Source organism: Lewinellaceae bacterium (assembly GCA_020636135.1).
Lineage (GTDB): Bacteria > Bacteroidota > Bacteroidia > Chitinophagales > Saprospiraceae > JAGQXC01.
In genome coordinates, this window is record JACJYK010000001.1 from 1142716 (window position 1) to 1161766 (window position 19051).

Annotated in this window: 16 protein-coding genes; 12 read left to right on the forward strand and 4 right to left on the reverse strand. The window is 47.1% G+C overall.

The annotated features are described in order from the left end of the window. Positions 1 to 147: 147 nt before the first annotated feature. From H6570_04160 to H6570_04195, 8 genes are all read left to right on the forward strand, one after another. Positions 148 to 690, forward strand: a complete 543-nt coding sequence (locus tag H6570_04160; protein ID MCB9318452.1) for a YceI family protein — start codon at positions 148 to 150, stop codon at positions 688 to 690. Next, entirely contained in the window at positions 687 to 3590 is a 2904-nt protein-coding gene (locus tag H6570_04165; GenBank protein ID MCB9318453.1) for a histidine kinase, read from the forward strand. Before H6570_04160 ends, H6570_04165 begins: the two co-directional genes overlap by 4 nt. Positions 3591 to 3593: 3 nt before the next feature. Continuing rightward, entirely contained in the window at positions 3594 to 4361 is a 768-nt protein-coding gene (locus H6570_04170; GenBank protein ID MCB9318454.1) for a response regulator transcription factor, read from the forward strand. A 163-nt stretch (positions 4362 to 4524) separates the two neighbouring features. Next, positions 4525 to 4893 carry a hypothetical protein gene (locus H6570_04175; protein ID MCB9318455.1) on the forward strand — a complete coding sequence of 123 codons (369 nt, stop codon included), beginning with the start codon at positions 4525 to 4527 and terminating at the stop codon, positions 4891 to 4893. A 9-nt stretch (positions 4894 to 4902) separates the two neighbouring features. Then, positions 4903 to 5319: a hypothetical protein gene (locus tag H6570_04180; GenBank protein MCB9318456.1), complete on the forward strand. Its 417-nt coding sequence runs from the start codon at positions 4903 to 4905 to the stop codon at positions 5317 to 5319. Between the two features lie 12 nt (positions 5320 to 5331). Then, entirely contained in the window at positions 5332 to 5892 is a 561-nt protein-coding gene (locus H6570_04185; GenBank protein ID MCB9318457.1) for a YceI family protein, read from the forward strand. 5 nt (positions 5893 to 5897) lie between these two features. Next, positions 5898 to 6788 carry a hypothetical protein gene (locus tag H6570_04190; protein ID MCB9318458.1) on the forward strand — a complete coding sequence of 297 codons (891 nt, stop codon included), beginning with the start codon at positions 5898 to 5900 and terminating at the stop codon, positions 6786 to 6788. 209 nt (positions 6789 to 6997) lie between these two features. Further along, positions 6998 to 7519: a DUF255 domain-containing protein gene (locus H6570_04195; GenBank protein MCB9318459.1), complete on the forward strand. Its 522-nt coding sequence runs from the start codon at positions 6998 to 7000 to the stop codon at positions 7517 to 7519. Positions 7520 to 7534: 15 nt separating this feature from the next. On the opposite strand, the gene H6570_04200 is transcribed toward H6570_04195, so the two are convergent. Genes H6570_04200 through H6570_04210 form a run of 3 tightly spaced genes read right to left on the reverse strand, consistent with a single transcriptional unit; the run spans position 7535 to position 11785 of the window. Continuing rightward, entirely contained in the window at positions 7535 to 10171 is a 2637-nt protein-coding gene (locus H6570_04200; protein ID MCB9318460.1) for a carboxypeptidase-like regulatory domain-containing protein, read from the reverse strand. 46 nt (positions 10172 to 10217) lie between these two features. After that, positions 10218 to 11186 carry a FecR domain-containing protein gene (locus H6570_04205; GenBank protein ID MCB9318461.1) on the reverse strand — a complete coding sequence of 323 codons (969 nt, stop codon included), beginning with the start codon at positions 11184 to 11186 and terminating at the stop codon, positions 10218 to 10220. A 26-nt stretch (positions 11187 to 11212) separates the two neighbouring features. After that, complete coding sequence (locus H6570_04210; GenBank protein ID MCB9318462.1) at positions 11213 to 11785, reverse strand: sigma-70 family RNA polymerase sigma factor; 573 nt, start codon at positions 11783 to 11785, stop codon at positions 11213 to 11215. A 174-nt stretch (positions 11786 to 11959) separates the two neighbouring features. Here H6570_04210 and H6570_04215 point away from each other — a divergent pair, with 174 nt between their 5' ends. From H6570_04215 to H6570_04230, 4 genes are all read left to right on the forward strand, one after another. Further along, positions 11960 to 13141: an MFS transporter gene (locus H6570_04215; GenBank protein ID MCB9318463.1), complete on the forward strand. Its 1182-nt coding sequence runs from the start codon at positions 11960 to 11962 to the stop codon at positions 13139 to 13141. A 190-nt stretch (positions 13142 to 13331) separates the two neighbouring features. After that, a complete protein-coding gene (locus H6570_04220) occupies positions 13332 to 14495 on the forward strand; it encodes a hypothetical protein (GenBank protein MCB9318464.1) in 1164 nt (387 codons plus the stop codon). A gap of 170 nt (positions 14496 to 14665) precedes the next feature. Beyond that, positions 14666 to 14992, forward strand: coding sequence for a hypothetical protein (locus H6570_04225; protein MCB9318465.1), 327 nt, complete (start codon positions 14666 to 14668; stop codon positions 14990 to 14992). Positions 14993 to 15071: 79 nt separating this feature from the next. Beyond that, positions 15072 to 17420, forward strand: coding sequence for a hypothetical protein (locus H6570_04230; GenBank protein MCB9318466.1), 2349 nt, complete (start codon positions 15072 to 15074; stop codon positions 17418 to 17420). A 16-nt stretch (positions 17421 to 17436) separates the two neighbouring features. Here the strand turns inward: H6570_04230 and H6570_04235 are convergent, their stop codons facing one another. Further along, entirely contained in the window at positions 17437 to 19014 is a 1578-nt protein-coding gene (locus H6570_04235; GenBank protein MCB9318467.1) for a VCBS repeat-containing protein, read from the reverse strand. Between the last annotated feature and the right edge of the window lie 37 nt (positions 19015 to 19051).

Sequence of the window (19051 nt, forward strand, 5' to 3'; positions counted from 1 at the left end):
CATCGAAGAAGGATTCCAGGGGAAATTGTACAGGTTCCTGTTCAGCAATAAAAATTCCTTCTTCAAAGCCCTGATTCATGCAATGGGCATGGGTAATTAGGTAATCCCTGATGAAAAAATCATCTTAACTCTTTAAATAGCAACCAAATGGCATTCTGGAATGCAGGCATTATCGTATGGCTGTTTATTATGACCCAGCAGTCTACGCGGTATGTACTTACTTCAGGTACCATTTACTTCCGTTCGGATGCCCCGTTGGAGATCATAGAAGCAAAATCCGAAATGTTGGAAGGGGTGCTGGACATATCTACGAATTCCTATGCATTTTCTGTCAGGAATAGTTCTTTTAAAGGATTTAACAGCCCACTGCAGCAGGAGCATTTTTATGAAAATTACATGGAGACGGACCATTATGCAACCAGTACTTTCACCGGTAAGATCCTGGATCCGATAGACCTGACCAAAGAAGGTGAATACATTGTGCGGGCAAAGGGTATCCTTCAGATCCACGGTGTCAATCAGGAGCGGATCATAAAAAGTAAATTAACCGTACTGACCGATCGTCTTATCATTCGCAGTCAATTCACGGTTCCGCTGGAAGATCATAAGATCACGATACCCCGTATCGTTTACCAAAAAATAGCTGAAGAGATCCAGGTTACGGTGGAGGCCGAGTTCAAAGCGCAATGAACAGGATATATCAATTGGCCGGAGAACAGCTATGCCTGATGCTCATCTTCCTGGGGGCGTATGGTTCCGTATATGGCCAATACCACATTCGTGAGGTTCAGCTTCCTGAAAACTTACGTAGACATTCCATTCATTGTCAGCTTCAGACATCCAAAGGGTTGATGCTATTCGGCACTTCAGAAGGACTTTATCAGTACGATGGATGGCGATTTGATCACATTTCCGGCGACAGCATGCTTTCACAGAATATCACGGCTGTTTTCGAGGATGCCGACGAAACAATTTGGGTTGGCACTGAAACGGGAGTCATAGGTAGAGCCCAACAATGTGGTGCCCTGACCCTCGAGCCCTGGCTTATCGAGGAAGGGCATCCGCATGTCAGAATAACTTCGATACTAAGGGATAAGGCGGGGATCCTCTGGATTGCCACGTATGGTGAAGGTGTTTATGCCTGGACTGGCAGCCGGCTTTATAATTTCAATGAAGATGACGGCTTACCGGCTAACGAGATCTACCAAATGGCGCAAGGCCCCAAAGAAGGCGTATGGGTAGGTACAGATCTGGGTTTGATCCATTGTTCATATACCTCCAATCATAAATGGGTCAGAACCCTTACTACGGGCCTTGGGCTACCGGACCATATCATACCATCTGTACGGGTTTATGGCGCACGGATCTGGTTTGGCACATTTGATCTGGGATTTGGCTGGGTAGACTCTTCAACTCAGCAAATTGAACATCTGACACCGGATTGGTCAGGTGGAAGTATTGCATCCATGTTATTTCTATCACAAGATCATGGTTTCATAGGGACTGCGGAAGGTGGATTGTGGGAAATGGATGGTGACCGGATTACCCCCGTTCAATTTTCTCCGAAATTGTCCGGTAAGGTATCCATCGATCAATTGTGGCTGGATCACGAGGGGGTGGTCTGGATGATCGTCAACGAACAATATATTTATAACTTTCTTCCGGCCATGCAGCGCTGGGAACATTACCTGGGTGATATACAAAGCTTGGCTTACCTGGATGAGGATACAATCTGTCTGGGGAAGGTGGACGGATTGGCCCTGACCCGGATTAATGAGGACGGCAATCTGCAAGTCATTCGTGAGGTATTACCGGGTAGTAATGTCATCAGTCTTTATGCCGATGAAGACCGTTATGTGTACGCCGGAACTTTCGGGCAGGGTGTTTATGTGCTGGACCCGAAGTTCCAACTGGTTGCCCATTGGGATGAATCCACAGGTTTTTTAAACGGATCGATCCTGTCCATTACCCGTCAGGGTGATTTTCTGTGGTTTGCCACCCTTGCAGGTACGAGCAGAGTGCAGTATCGTCCGAAAAAGTCAAAAGGACCCGTAATCCAAAATTTTACCAAAGCACAGGGACTGCCTTCCAATTACATCTATCAGGTTCGAACAGATCATCGCGGACGGCTTTGGATCGCTACGGACGGAGCCGGTGTGTCGGTATTGGAAAACGATCATTTTACCCATTATCCCACTGCTGTCGTGAAAAGATCAGGAGGGTATGATACCCTGTCGATCGGCAACGTATACAGCATGGCAGAAGACAATAACGGTCATCTCTGGCTCAATACGGCCAATAATGGAATTATTGGGTTGGATATCAATGTTTCCGGAGACCCGCATTCCGATAAGCAGGTCAGCCCGAGGGCGAGTGAAGTAAGCATTCTGGCCTGGTCCGGAGCTCACCTGATTATGGTAGATCGTGATGGAGTCGAAGCTTTTTATCCCGGCAGTAACAGTATCACCTATTTTGAAGAAAGCGCTGGAATCAAGGATCTGGTATTAAACATTAATGCATCCTGGAATGATGATTCCCACGGTGTATGGTTTGTTTCCAACCAAAGCTTGTTTCACTACCAGGAAACGCCTGCGAAATGGTTTCAACCTACGCCGGTGATTAAAGAGATCCAGATCATCGATGGTGGAGCAAATCTGGTGCATACCAATCAATTCGGTTATGATCAGAATCACCTGCGGATCAGTTATGCCGGCATCTGGTTTACCGAACCGGAGAATCTCCTCTTTTCTTATCGCCTGCTGGGCAGTGATACGACCTGGCGGAGAACCAGGGACCATCAGGCTTTCTTTCTGAATCTGGATCCGGGGAACTATGAATTTCAGGTCAAAGCTTCCGCTCACGGTGATTTCACTTCAAGTGAGAAATCCAGTTATGCATTCACGATCGGCAAACCCTTCTGGCTCACCTGGTGGTTTATCACTCTGATGACAGTATCGGTCTTTGCCTTACTTCTCGGGGTGATCAAATGGAGGGAATATGTCGTCAATCAGCGCAGTGCCATGGAGAAGCATCAGATTGAGGCGGAACTGGCTACCATTAAGAATCAGATCAACCCCCATTTTCTATTTAACAGTTTCAATACCCTGGCGGCGGCCATTGAAGAAAATCAAGACCTGGCAATTGAGTACGTGGAGCACCTGGCCGACTTTTACCGGAAGATCCTCCTTTTCGGAGACAGCCAGAAAATCGAGTTGAGTGAAGAACTTAAGATCGTGGATGAGTTCTGTTCTATCCTTCAATACCGCTATGGAAATCAGCTCATCATCGATAAGCAACCGATGTCTCATGAAGGACAGATCGTCCCGATGAGCTTGCAGCGGTTGATCGAAAATGCAATCAAACACAATGAGATATCCAGGCAGAAGCCATTGACCATCACCTTGTTTAGAAAAGAGGATTATGTAGGGGTTTCCAACCCGGTACAACGAAAATGGACCAAGGAATCTTCTACCGGGTTTGGCCTGGAAAGCATCCGTAAACAATACCGCTTTCTCACGGCTAAACCTATCCACATTATGCAGAATGAAAATCGATTTACCGTAGAAATACCCATTCTAACCAATGAATGACTTATGAAAGTATTAATTATTGAAGACGAACATGCCGCTGCCAAGCGATTGATGAATATGCTGCATGAGATTGACGATACCATCGAAATAGAAGGTGTGACGGACACCATTGTGAGCAGTCTGGAATGGCTGGAGTCCCATAAAGAAGTGGATTTGCTTTTTATGGATATCCATCTTGCTGATGGCAGCAGTTTCAAGATCTTTGATCACATCGATATTCAGAAACCGATCATTTTTACGACCGCCTACGATCAGTATGCGATTGAGGCCTTCCGGGTCAATGCACTGGATTATCTCCTGAAACCTATAAAGAAAGCCGAACTTCAGGTGGCCCTTCAGAAATATACCGACCGTCTGCAGCGCGCTGCTTTTGATTACCGCGAACTGGCCCAGAGTCTGTTAAAGGAAGAACCAGCCAAACGGTTTCTGATCAAAGTTGGTCAGAGTTACCATGTGGTGGACATCCTGGATGTAGCCTATTTTTATACCCAGGATAAAATCACATTCCTGGTTACCAATCAGGGTAAGCGATATCCCATCGAATATTCCCTGGAGAAACTGGATGAGCTGGTGGATTCGAAACTCTTTTTCCGCATCAACCGTCAATTCATCATTAACTATCAGGCGATTCATGAGATGCATGCCTACTCCAAGTCAAGGGTAAAGATCGTTCTTGAACCGGCTTGTAAAATTGACAGCATTGTCAGTACGGAGCGGTCACCGGTATTTAAAAAATGGATCACCGGAGATCTGGAGAGCGGTGAATTATAAGAACCAGATACAAAAGCAGATTAAACGTGAAAAGTCCACTTTCCCGCATGGTGGGTAATAAGCCGGTTACAGCCGGACATTATCCCGGTTCAGCGGGTAATCCGGCGGAAGAATAAGTGGGTAAGGTACATTTGCATAGACGAAAGCAGAACATGCTATGAACATGAAATCACATTATTTGTGGATCACGGGTATTGTAATGATCCTCTTCCTGTCAAAATGCTATTATGACAATGAAGAAGACCTTTATCCGGTGGTGGATTGTAATACGACGAACATGAGTTATGCCAATGATGTGAATCCCATCATCACCAACAATTGTTTGTCCTGCCATAATGCACAGTTTCCCCAGGGAGGAGTGGTGCTGGAAGGATACAGCAACCTGCACAATTATGTGATCAATGGCAGATTGAAAGGCTCGATTCAACACGACAGTGGATTTAGCCCGATGCCCCAGGGTGCGGCCAAACTTTCGTCCTGTTTTATCCAACAGATCAATGCCTGGATTGATCAGGGAGCTCAAAACAATTAACCGGAAGTCATGATCAGGAAAGTGCTATTATTCTTGCTTTTAGTAGGCGTTGTTGGAGGTTTTGTTGTGTACAAGTTTGTCAACAAGCCATTTGAAGAGGTTAAAGACATCGCCCCGGTGGCTACCTTGACAGCAGAGGATCTGTTAAAAGCTTTTCAAGCCGACGAGACTAAAGCTAATGAGACCTATCTGGATCATTTCATTGATGTAACCGGAGAAGTAGAGTCGGTGAGTCAGGAGGATAGTATCTGGACGGTCATCCTGAATGCGGATGATGTGATGTCCACTGTGCGGTGTGAAATGGATTACGTCCAGGGTAATCATCGCCCGGAGTTCAACAGTGGTCAATTGGTCACCCTGAGGGGAAAATGTACCGGCATGCTGATGGATGTCGTACTGGTTCGCTGTATTGAAATAAAAAAATAAACCATGCATAACATGAAAAAAGGAATTTTCGCATTGAGCATAATGCTGTTAGGCGCTTCTGCCTTAATGGGACAGAAGTATTTTACCAAGGATGGCAAGGTCTCTTTTTACTCGGATGCACCGATGGAGAAGATCGAAGCACACAATACCAAGGCGGCCAGTGTGATTGATGCCTCGAGCGGGCAGATGGAGTTTGCCGTTCTTATCAAGGCTTTTCAATTTGAAAAGGCGCTGATGCAGGAGCACTTCAATGAAAATTACATGGAAAGCAGTACCTATCCGAAAGCTTCATTTAAAGGTAAATTGGAGGATCCCGGTAATGTGAAAATGAATCAGGATGGTACCTATCAGACGAATGTTTCAGGAGAGTTGACCATCCATGGGGTAACCAAGAATGTTACTACACCGGCAACCTTTACCGTAAAGGACGGTCAGGTCGTCGGCAAGGCCACTTTTACAATCCTTATTGAAGATTATGGTGTCAAAATTCCTGCCGTGGTCAAGGACAAAATTGCCCGAGAGGTCAAAATTGACATCGAGTCCCAATATTTACCCATGGATGACAAAAGTTGATCATGATGCGGCGAATTCAATTCATGCTTCTACTGGTGGGCTTTGTCATCTCCGGCAGCCGGGCTCAGGATACGGATCTGCTTTCTTTGCTGGGTAATGATGATGTGACTGAATATGCCACCGCAGCATTCAAAACGAACCGGGTCATCAATCTGCATTCGCTGGAAAGTACGGCCGGAGGAGTTTTGGACTTTAAGATCAATCACCGGTTTGGATTCATCAATGGTGGTCCTTATGAATTTTTTGGGCTGGACAATGCCATGATGCGGCTTGGTTTTGACTATGGCATTACCGATCAACTCACGGTAGGAATTGGCAGAAGCAGTTTTCAGAAATCATTCGATGGTTTTTTGAAATACAAGATCCTCCGCCAGTCCTCTGGGAAGAAGGTCATGCCGGTGACGTTGGCGGTGATGGCTGCCAGTTCACTAAATTCCGTAAAATGGGCTGACCCAACGCGAGATAATTATTTCTCATCGCGACTATTTTATACCTATCAGGTGATTGTTGGCCGCAAATTCAGTGACCGGTTATCACTACAGCTTTCACCAACCCTGGTGCACCGCAACCTGGTGGCTACCAGAGCGGAGAAGAATGACGTATATGCGGTAGGGGCAGCAGGCCGGGTTAAATTAACCAATCGTTTGGCCATCAATGCGGAGTATGTCTATGTACTCCCTAATCAATTGGGGCCTGATTACCACAACTCGCTATCTGTGGGTGTGGATATAGAAACGGGAGGCCACGTATTCCAGCTTCACTTCACCAATTCCACTTCGATGATTGAGAAAGGTTTTATCACTGAAACGGTAGGGCAGTGGGAGAAGGGTGGTATTCATTTCGGATTTAATGTCAGCAGGGTATTTACCATTGTTGACCGTACTAAACACCGATAAGACAATCAAGTTTGGTTCTTCGGACAAGAGCTTATGTTCGTTCTTTCGTCGGCACGCAGAAGGGATCTTATCAGGTCCCTTTTGCCATTTAATGGAGTTGATTCGTGGCGGGCTATGTAATCCGGGCTACAAACCCTGGCAAACAATTTGCAGCATTGTTGCGTTAATGCGTATATCTTTATGATTAAATAAGAAAACAAGTCCTTGTCATGCACTATCTTTTTTATCTGATTTTGCCCTACTTTTTTATTTCAAATCCGACACCGGTTACTCCAACCGCAGCGGAAGAAATCCACTGGATTACCTGGGATGAGGCCGTCCAACTGAATGCTTCCAATCCCAAGAAGGTATTTGTAGATGTGTACACCGACTGGTGTGGATGGTGCAAACGGATGGATGCTACAACCTTTAAGGACCCGAAAGTAGTCGAGTATATTTCCAAGAATTATTACGCAGTTAAACTGGATGCTGAGCAGAAAGAAGATATTGTTTTCCAGGGAAATACCTTCAAATGGATTGCTGCCGGACGTAATGGTATCCACCAGCTCGCTTATGCGCTGCTGGACGGTAAGATGAGTTACCCTTCCTATGTCACACTGGATGAGAGTTTTGCGCGTATCCTGATCTCTCCCGGATATAAGCAGGCCGATGGTTTAATGAAAGAATTGGTTTATGCCAGTGAAGAGAAGTACAAGACCATGACCTTCGCAGAATTCCAGAAAGCGAGATAGTAAATTTCTGACCCGCTAGAATTTCCAGCTCACCGAAAAGTATGGAGTGATGGGCAGCAACGATACATCGTTGCCCAGGATGTAATTTTGATTTGGAAGATTTGTATTGGGAGAGCCTTCCAGGCTGAGGACATATTGCCGGTATTCAACATTGTTGTGGTTGAACAGATTATAAACGCCAGCTGAGAACAAGAGGTTGGAATTTTTAACGGGCAACCGGTAACTGGCACCCAAGTCAAATCGCTGGTATGCCGGGAGGTAAACATAGGCTCGCCGGATGTTGATATCCCTGCGGGGCGTCTCGCCCACGCTAAGAATGTTGAGATAGGGTTTTCCGCTGACATATTGATATCCCGCCCAGAGTGACCATCGTTTATTCTGGTATTCCTGGACAATTTTCAACTGGTGCCGGCGATCATTTTGAGATGGATAATAGGCGCCCTGGTTGATCTCAGGAATGGATTGTTCCGCTTTGCTAAGGGTATAAGCGATCCAGCCTGGCCAATGGATGGCGTCGTGACGTAATAAAACATCGATGCCAAATTGTTTTGCTGATCCGTCATAGAGTTTATAGGTACTGGATCTTACCGGGTTCTTGCTGTCCACCCCGGGCATTTCCTGAGCATATTCCAACCAACCGGTGAGGTCATGATAAAATGCTTCGGCTTCTACCCTCCAGTCCTCTTTTTGCCAGGTCCAGCCTCCGGTAAACTGCCAGGACCCAAGGACAGGAAAACGATCTCCGTCTGCCAGGATGAAGAATTCAAAACTCCGGTTGTACCGGTCTTCATGATTTGAACTGCGTAGATACTGGTGGTAATTCCCGGCAGCCAGATGAAACCGGTGACCTGTCGGCGATTCATATTCCAGGTACCACCGGGGTTCGAACTGGATTTGTTTGGTTACCGAATAATAAATGCCTCGCAAGCCCGCTTCCATTTTCCACCCCTTGCGCTCAAAAATATATTCGCCATAGGACTGGAATGTCCGTCCCTGCAGTTCAACATTTAAGGATGGCAGTGCTTCCAGATTAAAATCCACCCAGTTGTCCATTTGGGATGCCTGTAAACCTACTTTTAGCTGTTGTTGCGGGTTCAAGGTAAAATCAACTTCCGTCTGTGCTTCTGCCAGCGAAGAATTGTTGAAAAATGAGTCGGAAACATCAAGTTTGATCGGAGGATACTGCACACCTTCGATCCGGTCCAGGTTCAGCTGGTTAGCGGCCTCACTGGAATGTGAGGTGTAATTGATCCAATTCTTCCAGACAATCCCCGATGCAAAGCGATGGTCCAGGTAAAACCCTGCAGCCTGGTTTTTCCAGGTACTGGTTTCACTCAAAGCGGATTTATACAGGACATGTTCATCGCGATTAGGGATCGCAAAGCCATTATTGCTCAGATTATTGAAATCATCGTAGCCAGTGAAGTATTGCAGGCGAAGCGAAGTGTTTAGCCAGTGCCCTTCAATACCGGCGTATCCATCATAAAACTGGAAGGAAGGCTGTGTTTCCCGGATATTCAGGGTGTTGCGGATGGGGTTTTCACCCGGGTATTCAAAGTAATCTTCTGTGGGTTTTTCATAAAGAAAGTTAAAAAGGCCGTCTGAAGAAAGGTTGTAATAGGTGGAACGACCGGCTACTGTGGCGTACAAATGTTTTGACAGGGGGCCCCGCGCCACTCCTGAGGTGGTGAGATTGTCCCAGGTTATCTGTCCGCTCCATCCCGGATTCTGCAGAGAGGGCTCAAGTGTATTTAAATTGATGATGGAAGCCGTGCGTCCGCCGTAATTTGCCGGAAAATATGAACGGTACCAGGTGACATCCTGAACCAGATTGGGCGGCAGGGCGCTAAAAATGCCGAAATAGTGATCTACTTTTAAGAGAGGCATATCATTCAGTAAGATCAGGTTTTGATCCGGCTCATTGCTACGGACTCCCGGCAACGCATTCAGGTCGTCACCGGTATTGACACCTGGTAGCCATTGCATGGATCGCAGTACATCCGATTGCAGGCCTCCCAATCCCATAGCCAGCATTTCATTGGGACGCCATTGGATTGCTGTGCTTTTTGAGCTGTATCCGATGGGAGGAGGTTTGGAAGCGATCAGGATTTCAGGCATTTCCTGAATCTGTGGGATCAGCGAGATGGATAGTTTGTTTGAAATTTGATTTTGGTTAACCCGCAGATCACCATATCCAAGCAGTTGAAAAGCTACCTGTCCGGACTGTTCATTGCAGGCCAGAGTGAACCGGCCCATCGAATCTGTGGTAGTCCCATGACGAAGATCCGTGGTGAAAACGGCAACGTTCTCAAGATAATCCCCGGTCCAGGCATCACGAACCCTTCCTGAGAGGATAAGGTGATCAGATCGGCTCGCATTCTCTCTGGGAGGATGTGTCCTGATCAGGTATTGTTTGTCTGAAAGCCGTTGGCACTCAAACTGGTTGTCAGCCAATAAATCTTCAAGAATTTTGTCCGGATGGTTCTGAACCTGGGTCGTATCAAAATATACGGAAGCTAATGCCGAAGCATCGTAGGCAAACCGGATGTTTAATTTTTTCTCAATTTCGTTCAGTAGGGTAGGTAAAGGGCATTGGGAGCGTATAACCTGTTGCGTGAATGCTGGCATCTGCAACACCCACCACGCAATCATAAGGTGTACTATCCGTGGTCGCAACATATGGTTATGGACTCAACGACTATTTGACGGTTATTTGTTTCCCATTTATTTGAAATTCTAATTGCATTGGCCAACAAATGTGATATAAAGCACTATCCAGCTGATTCAATTGATAAAAACCGGTATATCGTTTCGATCCGGTTTCATCCCCGTAAATAATGGTTACGTCGTATTGTCTTTCGATTTCTGCAAAAACATTGCGCAGGGGTTGTGCATTCACCCGGATCAGCCCGCTCCGCCAATCGTCCTCTCTAGCCGGATCAAAGGTATGGGATTCGGCAGCTCTGCCGGCTACATAGCCATATTGTTGCCCCGGGGTCAACATCACTGGATTCTCTCCCGGAACGGTTACTTCAACCTTCCCGGTGAAACATTTCACATCAAAAATGGAATCGCGGGCGAAGACATTAAAGGATGTCCCCCATACCCGAATGGAGCCCAGTTCGGTCTCTACCGTAAAGGGCGCCCCCTTGGTAACTTCAAAAAATGCCTCACCACTCAGGTGAATGTCACGTTTATTCTGGTATTGTCTCTTGCGATAAGTGATTTGTGATGCCGCGTTGAGGATGATTTGGCTTTCATCCGGTAATACATGCGTCAGGTGGGTTCCGGCCATACTGCTGATCCTTGACTGCCCGGCTACCTGAAGCCATAATAACAAACTGGCAGCAACGAAGAAGCAGGCAGCTGCCACGGCATACCACCTGGATGGAATGACACGTCTTTTTGCGACAGGTTTTTCTTGTATCTCTGATTGAATCTTGCCCCATATTTTTTCCCGTTGCCCTGCTGACACCGCGTATTCCCTCACGGCAAGATGACGGATCAGTTGCCTGGCTTCATCGATGCGGGGTTTAGTATCAGGATGGTCAGACTCCCATTCCTGCCAAGCCCGCCGATAGTGTTCATCCTTATGCAGGTAGGCAGCAATGAAAGAATCCACGTCGATCAGTTGCTCAGGAGTATATGTTATGTATTCTTGCTTCATAAGCTTTGCATGCTTTCCATACACTATTAAGTACCCGGATACCTGTTTGTACTCATCCCTGTTAAGAAAATCATAAATACCAAAGTCAGTATGGCCCTGAGCTTTTGGATGGCACGATGAACCTGATTGCGCAGAGACTGGTACTGTACGCCCATGATGTCTCCGATCTCTTCGTAGGTAAGGCCCTGATGATAACGCAGGTAAATGGCTTCTTTCTCCCGGTGTGACAGCTGATCCAGGGCTGATTCCACCTGTGCATACCGCTCTTCATTGGAAGGGCTGTCCTCCCAGTCCCAGATCAGTTCGAAGGGAATCTGATCATCGCTGCTGATTTTAGCATTTTGTTTAAGGGTTCTATAGAGCCGGTGACGGAGCGAAGCACAGAGGTATTTTCGCGGGGAGTCCGTATCTCCCAGATTGGCCTTGCGTTGCCAGAGGTCAACAAAAAGTTCCTGAATGACATCCTCAATAATCTCGGTCTGGGGTGTGAAGTGATGCCCGTAACGCAGCAGCGCATCAAGGTGTTCCTGGTACAACTGCTCAAATGCTTCCGTGTCTCCCTGTTTAAACCGCAACCAAAGCGGATGAGGTGCATTCATCGTATTCTATTTGCTAAGGCAGCCTGCGATTTGGATGGTTCCGCAGACAGTTCGTTTAAAAACCCGTATGCAAGTATCGAAAGATTTCACAGAAAATTCCCACTTTCGAACTGAAGTTATCCGGAAAACCGGTTTACGGATTATGGTAAAATAGCTATATAGGAGATCTTCATTATGAGATCAATACCCAAAACGGTCATCACGCTAGGCTTAATCAGCTTATTTACGGATATGGCAAGTGAAATGTTGTATCCGGTGCTCCCTCTTTTTATGACTGAGGTCGGCTTTACGGTATTCGGAATTGGTTTATTGGAGGGTTTTGCCCAGTTATTGGTGGGATATGCCAAAGGTTATTTTGGCCGGTGGTCCGATGTTTCGAAAGTGCGGGTTCCCTTCATCCAATGGGGATATACTCTGAGTGCGGTTGCCAAGCCTTTAATGGGAGTTATCATGATTCCAGCGGGAATATTCGTCTTACGATCATTAGATCGGCTGGGTAAAGGCGTACGCACTGCCGCTCGTGATGCATTGCTGGCCCAGGAAGCCACTTCTTCCACCAAAGGCCGCATCTTTGGGTTTCATCGCAGCATGGATACGCTGGGCGCCAGCCTCGGGCCATTACTGGCTTTGTTCTTTCTCTGGGCAAAACCCGATGACCTCCGGTCGCTATTTTATCTGGCGATCATTCCGGGTATGGTAGCCATCTGGTTTGCATGGCGTTTACGTGAAAATGCAAAGAGCAATTCCGGTTCCACTGCCAGTCGACCTGGTTTTCGGGATTTTTTAAAGTATTGGAAAGCGTCGCCCCGGGGGTACCAAACGGCGGTTGGGGGATTATTGATCTTTGGGTTGCTCAATAGCTCTGATTTCTTTCTCCTGCTCCAATTACAATCTTTGGGATATTCTGAAAAAGCAGTCATTGGTTTTTACATCTTTTACAATTTCGTCTATGCAGGCTTGGCATTTCCTGCCGGCATCCTGGCGGACCGGTGGAAATTCAAGTCTATCTTTGCGCTGGGTATATTGTGTTACGGCCTCGTATATGGAGGTATGGGGATCGTTCATGAACCCTTTTTTCTGGCGATCCTGTTTCTGCTGTACGGTGTGTATGCCGCGATGACAGAAGGGATCGCAAAGGCCTGGATATCCAATCTTATCCCACCGAAAGAGCTGGCTACGGCCATCGGTACCTATGAAGCTTTTCTGAGTATCAGCGCCTTTCTGGCAAGCCTGCTGGCAGGATGGATTTGGTCCACCTGGGGCGCATCTCTCTTATTTCTTCTGGTGGGTATTTCAGGCGTCATTTTAAGTGCATTTTTCTTTCTGAAGCCGATGCCGGAGAAAATTGCTCAATAAAATTCCTGTTTTTTATTACAGATTTTTTCCTATCAATTTTATGATAGTCTTCCATTTATACATAATAAAATAATGTAATTTAAACTTTCAGGCAGTTTGGCAGGTCCAATCGGTGAGTACAAAACAACAACTGTTCGATTTTCAAAACGAGTTCTTAATCGAACATTTTTTCACTAAAATTCACCTTGTCATGCAAAAAATTATTGCAAAACTGTTCTTGCCATTGGCCATGATCGGCCTGATGATCGCCTGTCAAAAGGAACACATTGAAACGACCCAGAATTACACAGAGGCGACGTTGGATCTGCGGGACGCAACCGATGATCCTTCCGATCGATGCTTTACGTTTGTATTTCCCGTCACTGTCGTTTGGCCCGATGGGACCTCGGCAACATTTGAGACCCAGGAAGCTTTTGTCGAAGGAGTATTAACCTGGAGAGCCGCTAATCCGGGAGCACGCATTTTACCTAATGTTCAGTTGCCAGTGGATGTAACCCTGTCGGATGGATCGACCAGTACGATCTCAACAGCAGCACAATTACATGAATTGCAGGTCGCTTGTGGCCTGGAACGATTGGGTAAAGGACACCGGATCCTGGATTGTTATAAACCGGTATTTCCGTTTACACTGGTCTTTCCGGATTCTTCGACTCAATCAGTCAATGACCGGGAAGAAATGCAGGACGCCATTGCGAGTTGGCGTACAGCAAACCCATCTACACCGGGCGTAGTCCACATTCAGTTTCCTTATGACGTGCGCCTTCAGGACAGTACTGTGATCACGGTTTACAGCAAAGAGGACATTGATGCCATCACAGCGGATTGTGATTTCGCTCCTCCTTATGGCCCCTGTGTCCGGATAATATTTCCGATCATGCTGAATTATCCTGACGGTACAGGTGAGGAGATTGCCGATCTTCAGTCGCTGCGCGATGCAATAGATACCTGGAACGCGGCACATCCCGATGACACGACGAAACCTGAGATTGCGTTTCCACATGAGATAGAGTTACCCAATGGCTCTACCGTCACCGTGGAGAATAAAGAACAGTTGGCAAAATTCCTCCGGGCTTGCCGCGAACAGCGTCCTTTTATTCCCAATCTGCTGGATAACGCATGTTATCAGGTGATCTTTCCGGTAACCATTGATTTTTCCGATGGATCTTCCTTGGAGATTGCCGGCTATCAGGCCTATCTGGATTTTCTTCAGGCCTGGCACAAGAGTCATGCCATGGGCGACCGGCCACCACATATTGCATTTCCGTTTGAAGTATTGATTAATGCCACCAACACAGTAGTGACAGTAGAGAATGCGGCGGACCTGGCGGCCATTGTTGCCAGATGCATTAACTGACAGACAGCTAAGTACATTTCATTTCATATCGTCCAATGAATTTATGGACCAGGGGGTCAGTCGTCGTGATTGATCCCCTGGTTATTTATACTGATTGCTGGTCTGAAATGAACCGGGGAGAACAAATCGAGCCGGGATTTGGTTATCTTGGCAGTAATCGGCTTTTGTGTATGCAGTTAAATCAGATTCCTTCCACATTTAAGATCAAAGCGCTGATCATCTTCTCAGCCCTGGTGGCATTTCTGGCGGTGGTTCCTGATACGTATAGTCATCCGGCAGCTGCCCAGGTAATCATAGAGGCGATACACCGGGTGCCCACCACTCAAAGCCGCATTTACCAGTTGGAGGTATGTGCTGAGATACCCGATAACTGGACTCGAACAGAGACTGCTTTCTTCCCGAAAACTCAACTGCCGGAAGACCCTTTCTCTGAAAATGTGCAATTCCTGCTTACATTTCGTTATTTGCCTCTCCTCGCCCGCAGTTTTCTTTCCTGATCTGTGATGGTTCCATAAGTCATTCAATGATGGTGTTTTCACAGCATACATTGATCCATTCATTCTTTAAATCATCATCATGATACTCAATAAAAGGATGCAAAGATCCTGGGGGATCCTCCCGGATTGCATCATCGATCAGGCGGATATTTACCTGAAAGAAGTAGAGGAAATTCGCCGGCATGAAGCCTTGTTTCGAAATGCCAGTCACCTGCCGGAAATATTACCGATGAAGCCAGATATCGACATGCTGGAATTTCTGGGCCTGGCTGGAGCACTGGTAAGTCACCACCTGGGTATAAGGCCATTCGACGAACAATATCAGGGAGCAATAGCACTGATAAACCGGCAGATGGTGGAAATGCAAACGGGTGAGGGCAAGACTCTAACCATAGCATTGGCAAGTGCATGGCTGGCATTTCATCTTGGTAAAAGCACCATATTGACGTTCAACGATTACCTGGCGGGCAGAGATGCTGCCTGGATGGAACCCGTATACCAGGCACTTGGACTGTCCGTCGCTGCGGTGCGGGAGAGTGACAATGCACTGCAGCGCAGAAGAGCTTATCAGGCGGATATCGTATACTCGACGATCAAGGCGATCGGGTTTGATTTTTTGCGTAACCAGATGATCTGGACTACGGACGAAGCGATGCCGATCGATTTTCGTTCTGTGATCATTGATGAGGCAGATGCCATACTTATCGATGAGGCCAGACATCCCCTGGTATTGGCCGGGCCCAGACCGGGAACTCCTCTGGACCTTAATTTTATTGCTGATCTGGTGGGTTCGCTTTCGGATGCAGACTTTGAAGTGGACGAACGCCGTCACGAATTATTTTTAACGGAATCAGGACTCCACATCATCCAATGTGCTTTCCCTGAGTTTGATTTTACAGTCGATGATGGCTTCAGAGTGTTTTCTGCTATTCAGGTTGCTTTACAGGCCCGGGTTTTGCTCCAAAGGGATGTACATTACCTGGTGGCGGGAGATCGTATCCAGCTTATTGATGAATTTACCGGCAGGGTTGTGCCGGACAGGCAATGGCGAAATGGGCTGCAGGCTGCGGTGGAAGCAAAGGAGAAGGTGACTATCCGGGCTGATGGTGAAGTTCTGCAAATGATATCCATACCTCATCTGATCCGGAAATACCAGCGTAAGGCGGGAACAACCGCAACTGCTGCTGATGTAGCTGAAGAACTCCATTTGCTTTACGGAATAAAAACCTGCATTATACCAACGCATCAGTGCTCACAACGAAGAGACCTGCCCCTCCAGGTATTGGTGACGCAGGAAGAGAAAGACAGGCACATTCTGGAAGAAGTCAAAAGAAGGCATACCAGTGGTCAACCGGTTTTATTGGGCACCCTGACAGTGAAAGAATCTGAACATCTCACTAATCTGTTGAAAGCATCCGGCATTACCACCCAGCTACTGAATGCCCATCATGATGCACATGAAGCACAGATCATCGCACAAGCGGCACTCCCGGGGATGGTTACGATCGCAACAAATATGGCTGGAAGGGGCACGGACATCCGGCTTGGGAACGGCATACCGAAATTGCAGGAAGAAGTATTGGCAACCGGAGGCTTATTTGTGTTGGGGACCAATTTGCATGAGGCACGGCGGATAGATCGTCAATTGAGGGGCCGGGCAGGCAGGCAGGGTGATCCGGGCGAAACGGAGTTTATCGTATCCATGGAAGATGACCTGATGGTTCGCTATCACCTGAACGAGATCCTTGATGCCTCCTGGCGAAAAAAAGATGTACACAGGATGAATCAATCAGAACGAGCTCATTTTGTGCTGATGGTACAGCAGATAATTGAGAAACGCCTTGAGGAGATGCGACGAAATATTGCGGAGTATGCGGACTTCCTGGAAAATCAGCGCATCATCTGGAGTCGTGAAAGACATCGGTATTTTAATGACGCATTGATTCAGGAGTTGTTGCAAGCGGAAATGCCCGGGCAATTCAACTTGATTCAGGGCAGGATCAAAGGGCTGAGGGAGATCATATTACATCACTACGATCAGTACTGGGCGCAGTTTCTTCAGGAGATGATGATGCGCCGGGATGGAATTTACCTGGTACGGCTGGGCGGTTATCAACCCTTGCGCATCTTCAGGGAGGAAGCCGATTCTCGTTTTGAGGAATTACTTGAAGACTGCCGGTCAGCGTGTGTCAGGGATTGCATCGAATATTTGACAAGAAGTGATTCCCACGATGATTCGCACGCATTTAGCCGGCCTACATCAACCTGGACCTACATCGCCAGTGATAATCCTTTTGCCGATCAATTAAATATCCGGCTGGCGAATCCGGGTGAAATAGCTTTGCAAACGGACGTGTTTACGTTACCACTTCTGTTTGTCAAGGGACTGCTGCAACGATGGCGTGAACGAATCAGGAAAAAAGGATGAAGCGTAATAGAATGGGCTATTTGAGGTTGTTTTCCAGGAAAAGGAGATCAATAGCAGTATTTCGCCATGCTTGCAATACCTCTCTCCCGGTTGGAGCAGGGGACCAGATGTTGGAACCCAGAATAACATCAAGATCGCCATCGTGATCGTAGTCCACACTTTCACTGATCAGCCACCGGCCTGCATTGGCTTCTTCCGGAAAGGTATACGATGTGAATTGAAATGTGTTCTGTGATTCATTTTGCAGATAAACGATGGATTCCTCAGGGAGCTGGTCGTAATCGGCAAAATAGGCGGTAACCAGCAGATCGGTATCTCCATCCTGATCGAAGTCCTGAGCTATTACCCGGGTGGCTCCATAGATGGGATAAAACCAGGCTTGTTCAAATGTGTTCGTACCGTCATTTGTAAATATCCGGACACCATGATAAGGTTTCAGTGCGTAGGAGTAGTCGGCATTGTCTCCATTAGCCAGTACGATATCCAGATCGCCGTCGTGGTCCATGTCGGAGAGTTCGATCCAGCTGGAACCATAAACACTGGGCAGGCGGATGATCTGTTGGGTCTTAAAAGTCAGATCACCCTGATTCATCATCAGGTATACGCCTTCATTGCCCTGACTGGCCAGCACGATGAGATCTGGTTTGTCATCATGATTCATATCCTTGACGATGACCCGGATGATGCCCGGTTGTCCCAATAAAGGAATGTGATCGTATTTACCGGTCCGATCGGAATGAAGCATGAGCAACTCTCCGGTCTTGTTGCCAAATTCGGCTAGCAGTATTTCATCTTTTCCATCTCCATCGAGGTCAGAGAATACCGTATAAACCGGACGATGTAAGGAATCACAAATTACGGTCAATGCCGTATCAATGGTTTTGGTAAGTCTCCCTTTTGGGATTTCGGAAGGGAGGATTGGTCCCATTTCGGTACACCAGGTGGTATCGCCCGATTGCCGGTAATCGGCAATGGTGTAATACCGTTTTTCGATGAACTCATGGTGATCGGGATCGGGAACGGAGTAAACCTGCCCCCGGACGAAGCCCACGAAATTAGTGCCGGCACCTTCATCATGATGGATGTAGGATACGAAAGATTCTGGCAGGTCATCCAGTTTGACCGCATGAGCTGTGAATTGCTGCATTGGTTTGTTCCGATGCATCCGGCTACTGTCAAACCTGAAGGTGTCGACTGCGTGAGATAACACATAATGGGCGATCGAATCCCAGGCAGCCTGTGTCAGGATCGGTTTCTGTGGATACGCCATTGAAAACTGCGTATAAAAGGTCTCTTCCATATTCAGACCTGCGTAAGGGTTGTAATGATCGATGATCAATCCCATACGGGCAGCCATTTCAGGCAATACACGGTTTTTCCAGACGGATACAGGCAGGTCAGTAGGCTGAGGGGCAAGGTGACAAGAACCACAATATTGGTCAAAAAGTGCTTTTCCGGTTCCAGCATCAGCTGAATCTGCCGGTTGACAACCCGTCAGTACCAGAGCCAGGAGTACAACCGACCATCCGAATTCCGTTACCTGGGCAAACCGGATGTCGGGTTGAGTAGAAATAATTTTTTGGCTTTCGATCACTGCTCACCCTTTCAATGCAAAGTTGCCGGATTGTTCG